This is a genomic window from Micromonospora sp. WMMB482 (assembly GCF_019038635.1).
GTDB classification, from domain to species: Bacteria; Actinomycetota; Actinomycetes; order Mycobacteriales; family Micromonosporaceae; genus Micromonospora; species Micromonospora marina.
The window spans coordinates 5154695-5168020 of record NZ_JAHOPD010000020.1 but is presented as its reverse complement, the minus strand read 5'-3'; the positions used below and the strand labels follow the sequence as shown (position 1 = coordinate 5168020).

At 68.8% G+C, this 13326-nt stretch carries 14 protein-coding genes; 4 read left to right on the top strand and 10 right to left on the bottom strand.

The window, feature by feature from the left end; all coding sequences use genetic code 11:
- Nucleotides 1–365: 365 nt before the first annotated feature.
- The gene (locus KSK32_RS35005) at nt 366–779 is read left to right on the top strand and encodes a protease complex subunit PrcB family protein (RefSeq protein ID WP_374226725.1); all 414 of its coding nucleotides are present in this window, start codon (nt 366–368) and stop codon (nt 777–779) included.
- A 196-nt stretch (nt 780–975) separates the two neighbouring features.
- On the opposite strand, the gene KSK32_RS25285 is transcribed toward KSK32_RS35005, so the two are convergent.
- Both KSK32_RS25285 and KSK32_RS25280 read right to left on the bottom strand, forming a co-directional pair.
- The gene (locus KSK32_RS25285; RefSeq protein ID WP_216933449.1) at nt 976–1458 is read right to left on the bottom strand and encodes an N-acetyltransferase; all 483 of its coding nucleotides are present in this window, start codon (nt 1456–1458) and stop codon (nt 976–978) included.
- Nucleotides 1459–1570: 112 nt separating this feature from the next.
- A complete protein-coding gene (locus tag KSK32_RS25280) occupies nt 1571–2197 on the bottom strand; it encodes a VOC family protein (protein ID WP_216933448.1) in 627 nt (208 codons plus the stop codon).
- Between the two features lie 62 nt (nt 2198–2259).
- Here KSK32_RS25280 and KSK32_RS25275 point away from each other — a divergent pair, with 62 nt between their 5' ends.
- The gene (locus tag KSK32_RS25275; RefSeq protein WP_216933447.1) at nt 2260–2844 is read left to right on the top strand and encodes a GIY-YIG nuclease family protein; all 585 of its coding nucleotides are present in this window, start codon (nt 2260–2262) and stop codon (nt 2842–2844) included.
- 2 nt (nt 2845–2846) lie between these two features.
- Here KSK32_RS25275 and pyrE read toward each other — a convergent pair whose 3' ends face one another.
- Genes pyrE through KSK32_RS25255 form a run of 4 tightly spaced genes read right to left on the bottom strand, consistent with a single transcriptional unit; the run spans nt 2847 to nt 3955 of the window.
- The gene (gene pyrE, locus KSK32_RS25270; protein ID WP_216933446.1) at nt 2847–3371 is read right to left on the bottom strand and encodes an orotate phosphoribosyltransferase; all 525 of its coding nucleotides are present in this window, start codon (nt 3369–3371) and stop codon (nt 2847–2849) included.
- A gap of 19 nt (nt 3372–3390) precedes the next feature.
- Entirely contained in the window at nt 3391–3564 is a 174-nt protein-coding gene (locus KSK32_RS25265; RefSeq protein WP_167796883.1) for a hypothetical protein, read from the bottom strand.
- Nucleotides 3561–3779 carry a hypothetical protein gene (locus KSK32_RS25260; RefSeq protein ID WP_216933445.1) on the bottom strand — a complete coding sequence of 73 codons (219 nt, stop codon included), beginning with the start codon at nt 3777–3779 and terminating at the stop codon, nt 3561–3563. Before KSK32_RS25260 ends, KSK32_RS25265 begins: the two co-directional genes overlap by 4 nt.
- Nucleotides 3776–3955 carry a hypothetical protein gene (locus KSK32_RS25255; RefSeq protein ID WP_216933444.1) on the bottom strand — a complete coding sequence of 60 codons (180 nt, stop codon included), beginning with the start codon at nt 3953–3955 and terminating at the stop codon, nt 3776–3778. Before KSK32_RS25255 ends, KSK32_RS25260 begins: the two co-directional genes overlap by 4 nt.
- A gap of 397 nt (nt 3956–4352) precedes the next feature.
- Here KSK32_RS25255 and KSK32_RS25250 point away from each other — a divergent pair, with 397 nt between their 5' ends.
- Nucleotides 4353–5099 (top strand): GntR family transcriptional regulator, encoded by a 747-nt coding sequence (locus KSK32_RS25250; protein ID WP_216933443.1) that lies wholly within the window; start codon nt 4353–4355, stop codon nt 5097–5099.
- 215 nt (nt 5100–5314) lie between these two features.
- Here KSK32_RS25250 and KSK32_RS34645 read toward each other — a convergent pair whose 3' ends face one another.
- Entirely contained in the window at nt 5315–7069 is a 1755-nt protein-coding gene (locus tag KSK32_RS34645; protein ID WP_216933442.1) for an AIPR family protein, read from the bottom strand.
- A gap of 260 nt (nt 7070–7329) precedes the next feature.
- Between KSK32_RS34645 and KSK32_RS25240 the strand changes: the two genes are divergently transcribed.
- Entirely contained in the window at nt 7330–8112 is a 783-nt protein-coding gene (locus tag KSK32_RS25240; protein ID WP_216930649.1) for a transposase family protein, read from the top strand.
- An 83-nt stretch (nt 8113–8195) separates the two neighbouring features.
- On the opposite strand, the gene KSK32_RS25235 is transcribed toward KSK32_RS25240, so the two are convergent.
- The 3 genes from KSK32_RS25235 to KSK32_RS25225 all read right to left on the bottom strand — a co-directional run bounded on the left by KSK32_RS25235 (nt 8196) and on the right by KSK32_RS25225 (nt 12926).
- On the bottom strand, nt 8196–10016 hold the full coding sequence (locus KSK32_RS25235) for an acyl-CoA dehydrogenase (protein ID WP_216933441.1): 1821 nt from the start codon (nt 10014–10016) through the stop codon (nt 8196–8198).
- 16 nt (nt 10017–10032) lie between these two features.
- The gene (locus KSK32_RS25230; protein ID WP_216933440.1) at nt 10033–11496 is read right to left on the bottom strand and encodes a 26S protease regulatory subunit; all 1464 of its coding nucleotides are present in this window, start codon (nt 11494–11496) and stop codon (nt 10033–10035) included.
- 236 nt (nt 11497–11732) lie between these two features.
- Entirely contained in the window at nt 11733–12926 is a 1194-nt protein-coding gene (locus KSK32_RS25225; protein ID WP_216933439.1) for an alanine--tRNA ligase-related protein, read from the bottom strand.
- Nucleotides 12927–13326 lie beyond the last annotated feature (400 nt).

Sequence of the window (13326 nt, the reverse complement as noted above, 5' to 3'; positions counted from 1 at the left end):
CCCCACCAACTGCACGGCGGCCAATGGCGAGCCAGGACGCAGCCTGACGCACACCCGAGGCGGCCGGATGCACGCTCATGCCGCGAGTTGCTTGCCGTGGCCGGCCACTGCCGGACCCCCGGCATCACCGTGCGTATTCGGCATGCAGTTCGGCGTACGGCCGGCGTCGGTCGGGGTGGCGGCGGGCTCTGCCCGGCACGACACGGCGACAGAGTTACCTGACGAGGTCCTCGGCGGTGACCTCGTCGAGGATCTCGGCTGGGTACACCGTGCTCTCACCGCGTCGGCCGCATCGGCTCGGCCGTCAAGAGCCGCCGGATGTGGACGGAGGCTGTCCCAAGGGTCAGTGCCGGTAGGGTCGGCGGGTGAGCAGATCGTCCGGACGCGCCGGGAACTTTCGCACCCTGTACCACGGGCAGGACAAAGCCGGGTTGGGTTGCGGCCTGTTCCTGATTCGCCGATCGGGGTCGTGGGCCCAGCGTTGGGCGTCCATCAATGCCGGAAGGCAGCCTGTCCCGCCACCGCCGCCGGTAGACCTCGCACGTGAGACAGTTGTCGTCCTCTCGGTAGGGGAACGTCCTGTGCTGGGCTACGACGTCACGATCGAGGACGTGACAGTGCGGGAGACGACCCTGGTGGTGACCGGCGTCGAGAGGCGTCCCGTGGGCGGCGTGACGCTGGACATGGTGTGTTCACCGGTGCACATCGTGGCGGCACGATTCGGACCCGAAGCCTTCGAGGACATGCTGCTGAATCTGCGTATCGTGCCCGCAGAATGACGTGAGCCGGTGAAGTGGGGTGACCGTGCCGCGCCGCCTGCCGTTTCCCCGCCAGGAACTCCCCCTCGGCCCAGTTCGGTGCTCTGCGCGTACGCGAAGCGGGTCGCCCCGTCCGCCAGGCGGAAAGGGGCCGGAGCACCCTCGTACTCCGCAGGCGACTCCCGCCGCCGCATCGCGCTCGGCCACGGCGCGATGTCTAGGCCATGCCTTCTGGATCTTGGAGGCTGGGATCGAGGGTGAGGTTGAGTAGTTCCAGGCCGGTGACGGGCTGGAAGCCGATCTCGTTGTAGAGCGCCAGGGCGGGGATGTTGTCGGTCTCGGTCTGGAGTGAGACGCGATGCGCGCCGGCGGCACGGGCGTTGCGGATGACGTGCTGGAGCAGGGCCTTCGCGATACCGCTACGGCGATGGTGCGGGGCGACGTAGAGGTCGCGGACCGACCATGAGGTGCCCAGCATGAGCGATGCCGGCATGATCGTGACCGTGATGAGGCCGCAGACGTGATCAGCTCGGATGGCGGCAGCCGCGGAGATCCGGTGTTGTGCGATCTGGTCGTGCAGCCAGGAGCGGGTGATCTCCGGGGTCGACGGTTGGCCGTAGTGCGCCCGGTAGTCGTCGAAGAGAGCAGCTACCTGATCGAACGCCGGGTGGGCGGGGCCTGTCGGCACGATCGTCGTCATGCCGTCAGTGTGGCCGACGGTCAAGCCGGTGTGTCTGTTCGTGCCGGCCGACGTCGGCGAGCGTCGGTCGACACGATCGATTGCGGCCGTGAGCCTTCCGAGTGGGCCGCCGTCATCGGCCGAGCCAGGTGGCGACGCACGCCTCATTGCCCTCGGCGTCGGCCAGGACCCACCACTTCGGTGCGTGCGCATTGGAGACCAGCCGGCCACCGGCAGCCAACGCGGCGGCGATTCGGACCTCGGCCTGATCATGTGGGACGGCGACATCGAGGTGCATGCGGTTGCGTTGTGGACGCGGAGCATCCATCGGCTGCACCCCGAAGCCCGGACCCCGGCGCGCCGGGTCGGCCAGATAGTCGTCGTCGATCTGGCGGTAACCCAGCAGCGCCCGCCAGAACGGCAGCACGTCCGCGCCGACCAGGGCGTCGAGTGTGACGTTGACGAGCTGCACGGCGGTCGGATCGACGGGGATGCCCAGGTCCCTGGCGGCAGCCGAGATCCGCCGGGCCAGCGCGACGTCCCGCGACGACAGGGACACCGTGACGCCGGCATGACGCAGATCGACGTTGACGTACTGCTGCTCCGTGCCACCGGCGAGCCGGCCGATCTCATCGACGAACGCTATGCCCTCAGCCAGCGAGCCGGTGCGGAAATACGCCGAGACCACGTGGTAGAGGCAGCGCCAGTCCTCGACACCGTCGGCCGCGTGGAACTGTCCGGCCGTGATGCGCACCGTCATGCCGGCGAACCTAGCATCGGCTGTGCGAAGGAGCGCGCCGCGGCGCTCGCACTCACCCTAGGATGGTCCCGGTGACCTTCCCCGAACGGCGGCCCGCCGACGTCCCGACCGACGAAGCCCGGCTCGACGAGGCCCTGCGGTTGCTCACCGGTGTGCCGGTCGCCCTCGATGTCGCCGTCAAGCGGCTCGCCCGTGGCAGCGGCGTCTACGCCTGGTGGGCTGCTCCCTCGGTCCTCCCCGACCTCCCCGGACCGCCGAACGACAGCGACCCGTCGCGGCGGATGCTCTATCTCGGCCGGGCGACCAGCCTGCGCGGCCGGATCCTGCGCAACCACCTGCGGCGTTCGGGCAGCTCGACGCTGCGCCGCACGTTGGCCGGCCTCCTCGTGTCCGAGGGCTACCGGACCACCTGGACCGACCGCGTCGTCCTGACTCCCGAGGACGAGACACGCCTGACCGCGTGGATGCACGAGCACCTGCGCCTGACCTGGGCGGAGGATGCCGAGCCGGCGACCATCGAGGCTGAACTCGTCCGGCGTCTGCACCCGCCGCTCAACGTCTACGGCGTCGACCCCGAGCACATCCAGGCGGCAGTGGTCGCCGCCAAGAACTCGTACAACGTCAGCAGCGGGCCGGCGCAGCCCTAGCCTCACGCCGTCACTGAGGCTTCCAGATCACGACGGGTGAGGGCGGCGCGGAGTTGCAGTCCCTCGGCCGCCAGGTTCTCCCGGCCGCCCTGCTCGCGGTCGATCGCGCAGACCACTGTCTTTACCTGGGCACCGACGGACCGCAGGTGTCCGCACGAGACCAGAAGCGCACCACCGGTGGTCACGACGTCCTCGATCACCACGACCCGCAGACCGCTCACCGGCCCGCCCTCGGCCACCTTCGCGGTGCCGTACTCCTTCGCCTGCTTCCGCACGAAGACCGTCGGCAGCCCGGTCAGCTGCGACATCACCGTGGCGATCGGGATGCCACCCATCTCCATCCCCGCCAGCACGTCGCACTCCGGCAGCAGGGCCACCATCGCCTCGGCGACCTCGCGCAGCAGCTCCGGCTTCCCCTCGAACAGGTACTTGTCGAAGTACTCGTCGCTGACCTGCCCGGATCGAAGATGGAACCGGCCGGTGAGATGGCAGGTGTCGTGGACGCGGCGCGCGAGCGGGTGAGTCACCGGCCCAGTTTCGCACCCGTCACACGATCCGGCGGATGCGTACCCTCGGACGCTCGTTGCGCAGGTGCCCCAGCTTGTGCTGGCGGACCTGCTCCTCCCACACCTCCTGGTCGTACTCCGGATCCGGCGCCGTCCACCGGTGCGATCCGTCGCTGTAGTGGAACTTCTCGTCGCCGGCCCGCAGCACGCTCACCGCAGCCACCCCAGGAACCGCCTGTGCAACGCCCCCGCCGGCGCCCAGCTCAGATCGGCCGTCGCCCGCACCAGCTGCGCCCCCAGGTACACCGCCAGCGACACCGGCGCACCCTCGTACTCCGCAAGAAGCTCCCGCTGCCGCGTCGCGCACGGCCACGGCGCACCGCACCCACCGCACGTCCAGACCGGCAGCACCGGCCCGTGGGTGCTCACCCGCGCACCCCCAGGAAGCGGGCGACGCTCGCGCGCGCCTGCCGGTTGGTCGCCCACGCGACCTGCCAGCAGGGGTACGGAGTCAGCCGCGCCCACCACAGCCGGCAACCCACGCACATCCCGTCCAGACCCCGTACGTGCACCGCCAGGATCGCCGCTTCTCCCTCGGCAGTCATGCCGGCTCCTTAGGACCGTTGCTCGCGAGCGGCTCGTCATGACGGTGCCCTTCTCGCAGCCGAGCCGCCTGATCAAGCAGCCTCCGCTGCGCCTCCGCCTGCTCGCGTTCCTGGATGGCCTGCCCGGCTCCCTGTTCTCGTGACTCCGTTCGACGCCGCAACCGTTTGAGCAGTTCGGTGATGCTCGCCGCCATCGCGTCTCCATCGTCGGCCTGCCAATGACGTGTCAGGGCTCCCCGTTACCGCGAGGCGTGGTTGCTGACCGGAGCCGAGCGGTAACGGGTCGCCAGCAACAGAACCTAGTGCACTAGGTTTGGGTCGGCAAGGGAGGCGCGCGAACTTGGCACACCAGGTTGTCTGTGGTCGACTGGGCGGGCTGACCGGAGGTACCGCCGACATGCCGAACACGCCTGCATACCTGACGATCGCCGCCGACCTACGTGCCGCGATCCTGTCCGGAGAACTCCCCGCTGGAGCGAAGTTGCCGTCCGAGTCCGGCCTGATGCGCCAGTACGACGTGAGCCGGACAGTAGCCAAGTGGGCCATCGCCGTCCTGAAGGGCGAGGGCGTTGTGGAGGGTCGCGCCGGATCCGGCGTGTACGTACGAGACACCACCCGGCTGGTCCGTCACGCCCGGGGCCGCGACGTTCGCTCCGGCGACGGCCCGACGTCCCCGTTCGCCCGCGACGCGGCCGGCGCGGGACAGCAGGGCACCTGGGAGCATGACAGTCGCCACGAGCAGGCCGATGAGCGGATCGCCGCCAGGCTCGGCATCGAGCCGGGCGCACCGGTGATGCGGACGTCGTACCGCTTCCTCGCCGACGGCGAACCGATACAGCTCTCCGTGTCGTACGAGCCGCTTGCCCTCACCGAGGGCACTCCGATCGAGTGGCCCGAGGACAGCGACGTGAAGGGCGTCGTCGCACGAATGGACGCCATCGGCGTACGGGTCGACGAGGTTGTGGAGCGTGTCAGCCTTCGCTCGGCTACCGCCGACGAGGTTGAGGCGCTCAACCTGCCGGCCCGCACGTTCGTGCACACCATCGAGCGGACCTATACGGCGAGCGGTACGCCGGTGGAGACGGCCGACATCGTGCTGCCAGCCGGCCGATACGACCTCGTCTACCGCCTCCCCATCAACTGACGAGACCCTACAACCCCCATACCGGCAAGGGGATACCTGGCAGATAAATCCTTGACGCTCTTTCGGCGAAACGGCTTGTCGGAGGCCCAGGGGACTTACCCCAAATCTCGAACTGTGGGTGCAAGTTGCCCGGACTGACCCTTCTACCGTCGACCACCCTTCCGCTCAGCGCATTGCGACAGAGACGATAAGCGCAAAAGGCTGCTCACCGCCCGTCACAACACCATTGCTGAGTTCTTGAGCACCGCCTCCGCAAGATGCTGGGCGAAAATCTGACGCTTTGTGGCGTCAGCGGTGGTCATTGAGTGCTTCCGGGAAAAGTCAGCCAAGGACCTCGCCGAAACCTCGTAGGCCCACTCAAGTTCTTCCTGAGAAAAGTCCTTATCCGCCTTTGCGATGTGGACAATGTCGGTCCAGTGCGCAGGTGCTTTCCCAATTGCCCGAACAACAGCGGCGAAAGCGATGAAGTGGGAGAGATGCCGCTTCTCCCAGTACTTCATTGCCGCATTTCCGCCCTGCAGGCTCTCATCCACCGCTCGAAGAACCTTGGCACACCAATAGAAGATCGACAAGTCGGCGTTCGGATCGAACGCCTGCTTATAGCGAGTGTCCTCAGCCAGGAGCGAGTTCGGCTTACCCCTGGCAACCTCGGGCCTGCCATATGCGATAGCGTAGACAGCTTGACCAAGGTATCCGATACTGATAATTCTCCCTGGATCCTTACCCAAGTTGCGGTAGTAACCTTTTCGCCTATCGTAGAACAGCCCCTTGGAGCCGAAGTAGGTTTCGATTCTCCGCTGAACCTCGTCGGTCGCGCGGAGCGAGGCATCAGCCACTGGTGTTTGCCGGTTAGTAGCCCTAATAATTCGGTCTCGCACTGCAGTGTCGTTTGCCACGATAACGCGCACGAGGATTTTCCGTTCGTCAGCAAATAGCGCCTCGGCCCCGCCCTCCAACTCCCGCTGCTCGTTGAACCACTTGGCGAGATTGTGGGAGGTCTGCAGACCATTAACGATCTGAATGTTCTTAAGAGCAAACCTCTTACCCACGCTATGAGCCTCATCGCAGAGGATGGTGACGCCGTTATTCAACCACCAGAAGTCTGGTCCGTCGCCTTGCTGAAGCGAAGCCATGATCTCTTTGTTAACTGCGACATCACCTTGAAAGTCCCGAACGTTCGCATCGAAGACGTGACGCTGCACCGCCCAGTTGTCATCGGCAATGAGCTTCATAAAGTTCGAGAGCCGCGCCAACGCGATATACGAACCGCCGCTCGTCATCACCTCGTCACATTCGAGCGTGAGAGTGCTACTGGGACGGCGGTCGTACATCGACCACAACTCTTCAGCCCCAATGAAGGAAACATCAATCTCTGCGGACGGCAACAGTCTCGCGAGATCCTGCTGTAGCGCTTTCGCCCGACTAAATACGTTCGCCGCCACCCGATCCGAAAAACCTCGAGAGACCATCGCCACGCGAACTGAAACCTTTGGTCGCCGCGATAGCAAGTTGCGGTAGGCCGCTCGGAATATTTCCAGCTGCTCACGGGCAGAATCGTTAAGCTCATCCTTCAGCACGTCGAGAGATCGGCCTAGGTCGAGAGCACGCGGCAAGATGGACTGAAGCGCGGTGACCATCAACTGCGGAAATTTTTCGTTATTTTTGGCCTGCACGACATGCAGCGTGAGCTCAAGGCCCTCCGTCATCGTACGCGCAGCTTTCGGGTCTTCGACAGCCTTATGATCCGGTTGGACGATCCCGCTTTCCAGCAAGGTATAAACCGCATCAATGCCGCCGTCGTTGCTTCCGTCAACAACTCCAGCATGCAACGAATCTAAAGTAACGTCAAAATCGCGCAGCAACAGCCAAGCGACAAAAACCTCCCATGCATCATCCTCCGACATGTGCGGCAGATTCTCCTGATGCCAGTCATGAAAGACAGTTGCCACCAAGGTTTGTGCGCCTGACACCGATGATCCTCCCCTGAATAGGTCACTCGATGCAGTCAGTTACCCTACCCGGCCCTTCACAAGAACGCGAGTGACCAGCCACCCGCGTCCAGACCGTGGCCGATGTCCGAACGTCTGGAATTGCGATCCATAGAGCGAGCCTTTTCCAAGCTGATCTTGCAGCTCAGGGCGGTTGCGGTAGGCCCGGTGATCGATGGGTGCGAGGCTCCAGGTAGGACAGCTGTCGACCAAGACTCGAAGCCCCGACCGGGAGCCTCGCCATGCTGTCCTACCCCGCCACGATTCCGTTGTCCAGCCGCACCCTGAACCACCTCGCCGAACGCATCCGCGGCCACCGTAAGCAGCGCCGATCCCGGTGGCGGCGTCTCGAACCCGGCCGGCAGGCGCTGCTCGCTCTCGCCCATCTGCGCAACGGCGACACCTACACCCGACTCGCGGCCGGATTCGAGATCGGCGTCGCCACTGCTTGGCGCTACGTCCAGGAAGCGATCGCCCTGCTCAGCTCGGCAGCCGATGACCTGGACACCGCGATGCGACGCATCCGGCTGCTGGCGTACGCGATCCTGGACGGCACGCTCATCCCGATCGACCGAGTCGCCGATCAGAGGCTCTACTACAGCGGCAAGCACAAACGCCACGGCGTGAACGTGCAGGTCATCGCGGACGCCGCCGGCCGGCTCGTGTGGGCATCACCGGCACTGCCCGGGTCGGTACACGACCTGACCGCCGCCCGCCATCACGGCATCATCGATGCTCTGACCCGCGCGGATGTGATGACCTTCGCCGATAAGGGCTACCAGGGCGCCCGTGGCAGCGTGCGCACCCCGTTCAAGCGACGCCGCTTCCGCCCGAAGCTGTCACGCCGGCAAAAGGCCGTGAACCGGGCCAACGCCAAGATCCGCGCCCGCGGAGAACGAGCGATCGCCACGCTCAAGACCTGGAAAATTCTGGTCAAGCTGCGCTGCTGCCCACGCCGAGCCACCGCGATCGTCCAGGCCATCCTCGCCCTGCACCACGTCGAAGCGAACCGCTACGCAGGATGAAAATGGCTCAGCGAACTTCGGCGCGCCGACCAGACACAGACCGACGCTCATGCGAGATTCCCAGGCAGGATGCAGACAGCAGCTCAGAACCAGCTCTCGCGCATGTCCAGCGTCGTTCGGTCCAGCCCTTCCAGCAGGTCGAACTGCGCCCCCACCTTCGGCAGCTCCCACCGGTAGAAGTACCGCGCCGCCTGCCTCTTCCCCGCCAGGAACTCCCCCTCGGCCCCCTCCGGCGACCCCAACGCCTCCACCACCAGCACCTGCTCCAACCACATCCACGCGATCACCACGTGCCCGACCGCCTCCAGGTACACCGAGGCGTTCGCCAGCGCCAGCTCCGGGTCGCCCGACGCCCACAACCGCCGAGTCACCACGGCGATCCGGTCCACCGCCGCGCCGAGCTGACCGGCCAGCTCCGAGGCGAACCCCTCCGCCTTCCACGCCCGGTTGACGGTGCCGCGGATGGTCTCCAGCAGCAGTTCCAGCGCTGCGCCGTCGCGCATGGTGACCTTGCGGCCGAGCAGATCGAGGGCCTGGATGCCGTGGGTGCCCTCGTGGATGGCGTTGAGCCGGTTGTCCCGCCAGTGCTGTTCGACGTCGTAGTCGCGGGTGTAGCCGTACCCGCCGTGCACCTGGATGGCCAGGTCGTTGGCGGCCAGGCACCACTGCGCCGGCCAGCTCTTGGTGATCGGGGTGAGCAGGTCCAGCAGCAGCTGCGCCCGCTCGCGGTCGGTCTCGGCGGGCGCGGTCTTCTGCTCGTCGAGCAGCCGTCCGCAGTAGAGCACCAGCGCGAGCGCGCCCTCCACGTAGCTCTTCTGGGCCAGCAGCATCCGGCGTACGTCGGGGTGGGCGACGATCGGCACCTGCGGCGTGGTGGGGTCCTTGTCGGCGACCGGGCGGCCCTGCGGGCGCTGCCGGGCGTACGCGACGGACTTCAGGTACGCGGTGTAGCCGAGCGCGGTGGCGCCGGCCCCGATGCCGATGCGCGCCTCGTTCATCATGTGGAACATCACCGCGAGCCCGTGGTGCGGATTTCCGACCAGGTAGCCGACCGCCCCGGCCCGCCCGTACGGCCGGTGCACGCCCTCACCGAAGTTCAGCAGCGTGTTGGTGGTGCCGCGGTAGCCGAGCTTGTGGTTCAGCCCGACCAGCACCACGTCGTTGCGCGGCCCGAGGTTGCCGTCGTCGTCGAGCAGCACCTTCGGCACGATGAACAGCGACAGGCCCTTCACGCCGGGCGGCGCGCCGGGGATGCGGGCCAGCACCAGGTGGACGATGTTCTCGGCCAGCTCGTGGTCGCCGCCGGAGATCCACATCTTGGTGCCGACGATCCGGTACGTGCCGTCGTCCTGCGGCTCGGCCCGCGTGGTCAGGTCGGTCAGGGAGCTGCCCGCCTGCGGCTCGGACAGGCACATGGTGCCGAAGAACCGGCCCTCGACCATGGGGCGTACCCAGGTGTCGATCTGCTCGGCGCCGCCGTGGGCGAGCAGCAGGTTGGCGTTGGCGAGGGTGAGCATCGGGTACGCCGACGTGCCGACGTTGGCGGCCTGGAACCAGGCGAACGCGGCGGCGGCGACCGTGTGCGGCAGTTGCAGGCCACCGACCGACTCGTCCATGGTGGCGGCGAGCAGCCCGGTCTCGGCGAACGCCGCCAGGGCGGCCTTGACCTGCGGGATGGTCCGCACGCGCTGCCCGTCGAACGTGGGTTCGCCGGTGTCGGCGGCCCGGTTGTGCGGGGCGAACCGTTCGGCGGCGACCCGGGCGACGAGGTCCAGCACCTCGTCGACGGTCTCCCGGGTGTGCTCGGCGTAGCGGGGCCGCTCGGTCAGCCGGCTCACGTCCAGCCAGTCGTGCAGCAGGAACGCGAGGTCACGGCGGGACAGCAGCAGATCGGACGAGGACAATGTGGACTCCTTCCGGTCAGCCGCGGCGCAACCCGGCGACGGCCTCCCGCAGGTCATCCTGACCGATCGGAGCCGGTGGCGCACCCTCCGCCGCCTCCCGGAGTGCCTTGGCGAGTTGCACCCGGCGCAGCGCCTCGCGGAGGTCCGCGCCGGTCAGCCCGGCCGTGTCGGCGGCGAGCGCGGCCGGGTCGAGGTCGTCGGCGAACATCTGGAAGCCGGGCCGCTCGTGCCGGTCGATCAGCTCGCGGACCATCTTGGTGAGGATCTCCGCGCGTCCGGCCTCGTCCGGCGCGGGAATGGCGATCTTCAGGTCGAAGCGGCCGGAGCGGATCAGCGAGGCGTCCACGCGCTGCGGGAAGTTGGTGGTGGCGACCACGATGACGTCGGGGTTCTCCTCGAACAGCGTGTTCATCTCCTGCTTGAAGATGCCCGCGACGGCGTTGACCGCCTGGCTGGCCGCGTCGCCGCCCGCACCGGCGTAGCTGATGATCGAGTCGAACTCGTCGAACAGCATCACTGTGGGCCGCCGGTAGCGGCGTGCCTCCCGGAAGATGCGCTTGATGTTGCGTTCCGAGCCGCCGAGGTACTTGTCCAGGATCTCCGGGGTCCGGATCTCCACGAAGTCCGCGCCGACCTCGTTCGCCAGGGCCCGGGCCAGCATGGTCTTGCCGGTGCCCGGCGGGCCGTACATCAGGATGCCCTGCGGCCGCCGCGCGCCCCACCGGGCCATCGCCTGCGGGTGCCGGAACGACACCGCCACCTCGCGGAACCGCGCGACCACGTGGGGCAGGCCGCCGACCTGGTCGAGGGTCACCGCCGCGCTGCGCGGCCCGGCCGCCGCGACCGGTCGCCGCCCCACGAGGTACGTCCGTCCGCGCAGCACGGCCGGTTCCTCGCTGTCGCCGGACAACTCGCGTACGGCCTGGAGCAGCAGGCCCAGCATCGCCCGCAGGTGCGCCGCATCGACCTCGGCGCTGGGCACGTCGGCGCGGATGCGTACCGTGCCGTTGTCCTGGTCGACGCGGGGCCGCAGCCCGGCTTCCCGGGCCGTGCGCAGCACCTCCCGACCGGCCGCGTCGCCCGGCGGCGTGGCGAGCGTGGCGACCGGTCGCGGCCAGATCCGCCGTCCGGCCTCGGCGGCGATCCGGCCCACCGCGGCGGCCGGGCCGTCGCCGCCGCGCGCGGCCAGCCGCTCGGCGAGAAGCACGCCGACCGGCCCGGCCAGACCGAGGGCGAGCAGGCCCGCGGGTGCGGCCTCCACCCGCAGGTACGCCTCGAAGCGGTGCACCGGCGGCTCGGCGGCGGTGTCGACGCGCACGGTGCAGCGGACCTCCCGCACCGGGGCGGGGAAGTCGCCCCCGGCCAGCAGTTCGACCGGTCCATCGACGGCGGCGGCGGCGAGCAGCCCGGCCGCGTCGGTGATGCGCACCTCGGCGCCGAGCAGCGGCACCGTCTCCTCGTCCGGCCGAACCTCGGTCATCGGCAGCCCTCTCCTCGCGGCGGCGTCCGCTTCCCTCGCGTGGCGTCCGCCTCCGAGTCTGGCACCGGCCCGGCCGGGCGGCCACCGCTGCGCACCCGGCCCTCACTCACCCGGCCGCTGGTCACCCGGCCCGCCGCTCGCCCGGTCGCCGCTCAACTGGCCGCCGCTTGCCCGGTCGCCGCCTCGGCCGCCGCTCGCCCGGCCGCCGTCTTGGCCGCCGCTCGCCCGGCCGCCGCTCAACCCGCCTCGGCGAGCAGGCCGTCGACCAGGTCGCGGGGCAGGCCGTGGGTGTCGTGCAGCCAGTGGTAGTCGCGGTCGGTCAGCGGCCCGCGCTTTCGTACCCGGTCGACGAGCGGCCGTCCACGTCGCAGCAGCCCCCGGAATCGGCGTTCCTCGTCCACGATCGTCGCGTGCAGCGCGCCGACGTCGACCGGCTCCGCGTTCGGATCGGACAGCTGGCGGAAGCGGCGCAGCGTGTCCGCGTACACCTGGGGTGGCAGGTCGTCGAGGGTGCGCGCCGGGTCGTCGCGCCACAGCACGGTGAGCGCGCGGCGCAGGAGCCGCCGCAGCACGTACCCGCGGCCGGTGATGCCGGGGCGTACCCCGTCACCGAGCACGACCACCGCGGACCGCAGGTGGTCGGAGACCACGCGCAGGTCCGCGTCGCGCAGATCCCACCGCTCCCCCACCTCGCCCACCCACCGGCGCAGCCCGTCGCCGGTGAACACGGACCGGTCGCCGCGCAGCACCATCTCCAGCCGTTCCAGGCCCATGCCGGTGTCGATGCTGGGGCGCGGCAGCGGCGTGAGCCGCCCGTCGGGGTGCCGGTGGTAGCGCATCTGCACGTGGTTCCACACCTCCACCCAGCGCTCGTCGCTGCTGGGCGTGCCGGTGGGCGGGCCGTCGCCGGTCCATACGAAGATCTCCGAGTCCGGTCCGCAGGGGCCGGTCGGGCCGTTGGACCACCAGTTGTCCTCGCCCAGCGCCTCCACCGGCACACCGAGCCCGGTCCAGGTGTCCCGCGCGGTGTCGTCCGGTCCCTCACCGTCGCCGCCAGCGAAGACCGTGGCGTGCAGGCTTCCCGCCGGGATGCCGAACCCGCCGGTGAGCAGCTCGAACCCCCAGCGCAGGCTGGTCGCGATGTCGTAGTCGCCGAGCGACCACGAGCCGAGCATCTGGAACACGGTCAGGTGGGTGTTGTCGCCCACCTCGTCCAGGTCCGTGGTGCGCAGGCACCGCTGCACGTTCGCCAGTCGCCGTCCGCCCGGGTGCGGGCGCCCCAGCAGGTACGGCGTGAGCGGGTGCATGCCGGACGTGGTGAACAGCACCGGGTCACCGGGCGGCGGGATGAGGGAACTCTCCGGCGCGTCCCGATGGTCGTGGCGGTGGTACTGGTCGAGGAACGTCCTGATGATCTCGTCGGGCGTCATGGCGGGTGCCTTCCGGGTACGGGTGACCGGACGGCCCGCCGCGCGCGTAGGCGTCGACACGACGACGCCGGCGGACCGTTTCCGGTCGCCGGCGTCAGAGTGGGGCAGGTCAGGCGGCGGCAACCGGCGAGCGGGAAGCTCGCGCGGCTGCGGCGGTAAGGGTGCGCCTGCTCTGCATACGTCGACGCTAGCCCGATCCACCCCGTCCTGCCCAGCCCTTTTCCCGCGTGCCCGCGTGCCCGCGGGCCGCCGGGCTCCGGCGCAGGCGTACGCGCAGGCGCCAGCGCAGGCGCAAGATCGACACTACTTCCCCGAGATGGCGGGGTCACCGGCCCTCGGACGCCGCCACCTCGCCGAGCTGGAGTTGACCATGCCCCCGAGGCGCGGGGTGGAACGGCAC

What these genes read in the sequence shown, in the direction of transcription:
- KSK32_RS25285 (WP_216933449.1), bottom strand. Translation starts at nt 1,458, where the DNA reads ATGACGACGATCGTGCCGACAGGCCCCGCCCACCCGGCGTTCGATCAG.
- KSK32_RS25280 (WP_216933448.1), bottom strand. Translation starts at nt 2,197, where the DNA reads ATGACGGTGCGCATCACGGCCGGACAGTTCCACGCGGCCGACGGTGTC.
- KSK32_RS25275 (WP_216933447.1), top strand. Translation starts at nt 2,260, where the DNA reads ATGGTCCCGGTGACCTTCCCCGAACGGCGGCCCGCCGACGTCCCGACC.
- KSK32_RS25255 (WP_216933444.1), bottom strand. Translation starts at nt 3,955, where the DNA reads ATGACTGCCGAGGGAGAAGCGGCGATCCTGGCGGTGCACGTACGGGGT.
- KSK32_RS25250 (WP_216933443.1), top strand. Translation starts at nt 4,353, where the DNA reads ATGCCGAACACGCCTGCATACCTGACGATCGCCGCCGACCTACGTGCC.
- KSK32_RS25240 (WP_216930649.1), top strand. Translation starts at nt 7,330, where the DNA reads ATGCTGTCCTACCCCGCCACGATTCCGTTGTCCAGCCGCACCCTGAAC.
- KSK32_RS25230 (WP_216933440.1), bottom strand. Translation starts at nt 11,496, where the DNA reads ATGACCGAGGTTCGGCCGGACGAGGAGACGGTGCCGCTGCTCGGCGCC.
- KSK32_RS25225 (WP_216933439.1), bottom strand. Translation starts at nt 12,926, where the DNA reads ATGACGCCCGACGAGATCATCAGGACGTTCCTCGACCAGTACCACCGC.